Here is a 1,625-nt window from a genome sequence, read left to right as displayed (position 1 = left end):
TAACTAGCCGTTGCTCTATCGATCTTTGTGATCGTGAGTTCGAGTCTGCCGACTCGGTTGGGTGATCTTCTGGTCGGCGGGGCATGGAAGTGGGGCCTCCCGCACAGCTCGTGGGTGTCGAATCCAGCCGAGCAATCAGGAGGCCCCTGGTGCTGCAGTCTTCCGTCTCTCTGGCGTTGCCGTCCAACTCCGCACCCCTGTCGTGTGATTGCCTCGCTCACCGGTTCGGGAACGCCGGCAACCGGCCGCACAGGCGTCCGAGGTACCCCTCGGACATGACCGACGCGGAGTGGGCCGTCGTGCGCGACGCGATGCCCGTGCCCGCCTGGCTGGAAGGCCGCGGCGGGCAGCCGGAGGGCTACTGCCACCGGCAACTGGTCGACGCGGTGCGCTACCTGGTCGCGGGCGGAATCGCCTGGAGGGCGGTGCCCGCGGACTTCCCCGCATGGGACCGCGTCTACGCCTTCTTCCGGCGCTGGCGGGACAAGGGCCTGGTCGGCGAGTTCCACGACCGGCTGCGCGACCGGGTCCGCAAGGCGGCGGGTCGTGATCCGGAGCCGACCGCCGGGATCGTCGACGCGCAGTCGGTGAAAGGGGCCGCGTCGGTGCCGGCCGTGAGCCGGGGGTTCGACGGCGGGAAGAAGGTGAACGGCCGCAAGAGGCACATCGTCGTGGACACCCTCGGGCTGCTGCTGGCCGTCATGGTCACCGCTGCCTCGGTCACCGACCGCGAGGCCGGCCGAACCCTGCTGGAGCGGATGCGTGAGCGGCACTGGCGCATCTCGCTGGTGTGGGCCGACGGCGGCTACACGGGAGGCCTGGTCGACCTCGCCCGCGACGTGCTGCGGATCGCGCTGACCGTGGTCAAGCGGACCGATGATGCCACGGGCTTCGTGGTGCTGCCGAAAAGGTGGCTGGTGGAGAGGACGTTCGCGTGGCTGATGCACTCACGCCGCCTGGCCCGCGACTACGAGAGGCGCACCGACACCTCCGAAGCGATGATCCGGTGGTCGATGAGCATGGTTATGAGCCGCCGGCTCGCCCGGCGGGCACACTGAACATTCCCGGCCGCTCCTCGACGAGCCAGCCCCGCGCGGCCAGCCGCTTGGCCTTCGACCGCACTCCCTCCACCTTCGCCGGAACCGGCTCCAGCCCGAGTGTCGCCGCGAGCTGCCGACAGTCCATCTCCTCCCCGTCCCGCTCGACCAGGATCTCCACGAGCCGCTGGTAGTCCGGTGCCAGCACTGCTGGGGCGAGTCCTTCACGCCATTGCGGCACCACGGAACCGGGCACCGCTGCGGCGACCTGCTTCGTCCCCTCATCGGCCGCCACAACCGACGGCCCGTCTTCGCCGCCGCGAGGAAGGGCCAGCACCTCGGCCACCGTCTCACGGGCGATCACGAACCGTTCCCACGCGGCTTCCGCCTCCCGCAGCTCGGCCTGAAGGGCCTCCACACGTTGCCGGGCGGAGCGTTCACGCTCCTCCAGCAGCCCCATCACCGACGGCATCCGGCACCTCCACCGAAGAGACGACACGACAACCCGTCTCTGCCACCGAGGCACCGGCACTACGCCTGACCAGCGGAAACGCACCCGTCATTATCGGAAAGACAACGACTTCTAAG

2 protein-coding genes are annotated in these 1,625 nt (G+C 69.4%); one reads left to right on the top strand and one right to left on the bottom strand.

Annotation, left to right across the window (positions count from 1 at the left end; genetic code table 11):
- The first annotated feature begins 275 nt into the window (after nucleotides 1-275).
- Nucleotides 276-1,058: an IS5 family transposase gene (locus ACFY0X_RS36850; protein ID WP_387760889.1), complete on the top strand. Its 783-nt coding sequence runs from the start codon at nucleotides 276-278 to the stop codon at nucleotides 1,056-1,058.
- Here the strand turns inward: ACFY0X_RS36850 and ACFY0X_RS36845 are convergent.
- On the bottom strand, nucleotides 1,024-1,509 hold the full coding sequence (locus ACFY0X_RS36845; RefSeq protein WP_387760888.1) for a hypothetical protein: 486 nt from the start codon (nucleotides 1,507-1,509) through the stop codon (nucleotides 1,024-1,026). The genes ACFY0X_RS36850 and ACFY0X_RS36845 overlap by 35 nt on opposite strands.
- Nucleotides 1,510-1,625 lie beyond the last annotated feature (116 nt).

Origin of the sequence: Kitasatospora sp. NPDC001547 (genome assembly GCF_042894165.1) — a bacterium.
Classification (GTDB): domain Bacteria; phylum Actinomycetota; class Actinomycetes; order Streptomycetales; family Streptomycetaceae; genus Kitasatospora.
The sequence above is the reverse complement of the archived record's forward strand: the minus strand, read 5'-3'. Positions and strand labels throughout refer to the sequence as shown.

Excerpts from the sequence above, each read along its gene's own strand:
- ACFY0X_RS36845 (WP_387760888.1), bottom strand. The coding sequence starts at position 1,509 with ATGCCGTCGGTGATGGGGCTGCTGGAGGAGCGTGAACGCTCCGCCCGG.
- ACFY0X_RS36850 (WP_387760889.1), top strand. The coding sequence starts at position 276 with ATGACCGACGCGGAGTGGGCCGTCGTGCGCGACGCGATGCCCGTGCCC.